Source organism: Streptosporangium sp. NPDC049644 (assembly GCF_040675205.1).
Taxonomy (GTDB): Bacteria; Actinomycetota; Actinomycetes; order Streptosporangiales; family Streptosporangiaceae; genus Streptosporangium; species Streptosporangium fukuiense.
The window spans coordinates 1-1,031 of sequence record NZ_JBFAOJ010000292.1 but is presented as its reverse complement, the minus strand read 5'-3'; the positions used below and the strand labels follow the sequence as shown (position 1 = coordinate 1,031).

At 66.9% G+C, this 1,031-nt stretch carries 1 protein-coding gene; it reads right to left on the bottom strand.

All coding sequences use genetic code 11. The features are described from left to right. Positions 1-684 (bottom strand): transposase (locus AB0J58_RS45215; RefSeq protein ID WP_364228066.1); only part of this gene is annotated, 684 nt, incomplete at its 3' end. Between the last annotated feature and the right edge of the window lie 347 nt (positions 685-1,031).

Genomic DNA, 1,031 nt, shown 5'->3' with positions numbered 1-1,031 from the left:
CTTGCGGAGTTTCTTCGCCGCGCGCCGCAGAAACCGGGGGTTGTCGATCTTCCGGCCGTCCGACAGCACCGCGAAGTGGGTGAGTCCCAAATCGAGGCCGACCTCCGATGCCGTCGCCGGCAGCGGCTCGGTGGTGGTCTCGACGGCGAAGGACACGAAGTACCGCCCGGCGGCGTCCTTGATCACCGTCACGCTGGAGGGGTCCGACGGCAGGGTCCGCGACCAGCGCACCGGCACGTCCCCGATCTTCGGCAGACGGAGTTTCCCGCCCGCCGTGACCGAGAACCGGGCGTTCTTCGTGAACCGGATGGCCTGCCGGTTGTCCTTGCGGGAACGCCAGCCGGGCGGGCCGACCTTCGGGCCTTTGCGTTTGCCCGCCAGGGAGGCGAAGAAGTTGCGGTAGGCGGTGTTCAGGTCCGCGAGGGCCTGCTGCAACACCACCGACGACACCTCTGCCAGCCACGCCCGTTGCGGGGTCTTCTTCGCGGCGGTGATGACCCGCTTGGACAACTCCGCGTCCGAGATGTACGCCATCTTGGCCGCGTGAGCGTCCCGACGAACGCGCAACCCGTCGTTGAACACCACCCGCGCACACCCGAACGCCCGCGCCAACGCCTGACACTGGCCCGGCGTCGGGTAGAGGTCGGGTAGCCGGGATACGTTACCGCATCCCGGCCCCCTCAGAACCGTGCGTGCACATCTCTATGCACACGGCTCAAGCTCACCCGCACACCATCTCCCAGGACGTGAACTTTCCTCTTGCGGTTGGGCTACCAGCCATTGGCTGGACCCCGACTGGGTTTCCACGTTCCGCACCGTCAAGATGCGACCGGGGAGGGCGCCCCCTCTGCCCCGTGGCCAGCGGTGTTCCCAGACCCCGGGACCGAACCCAGGGTCTCGCTCGACGCCTTTCAACGCCCAGGCCATATCCGCCACGTTCACGTCCTGGGAGATGGTGTGCGGGTGATCAAGCCCTGGTGCTGGCACGGGTGAGATCCATGTGACAAGAGACGGCCACTTCGTAATCCTTC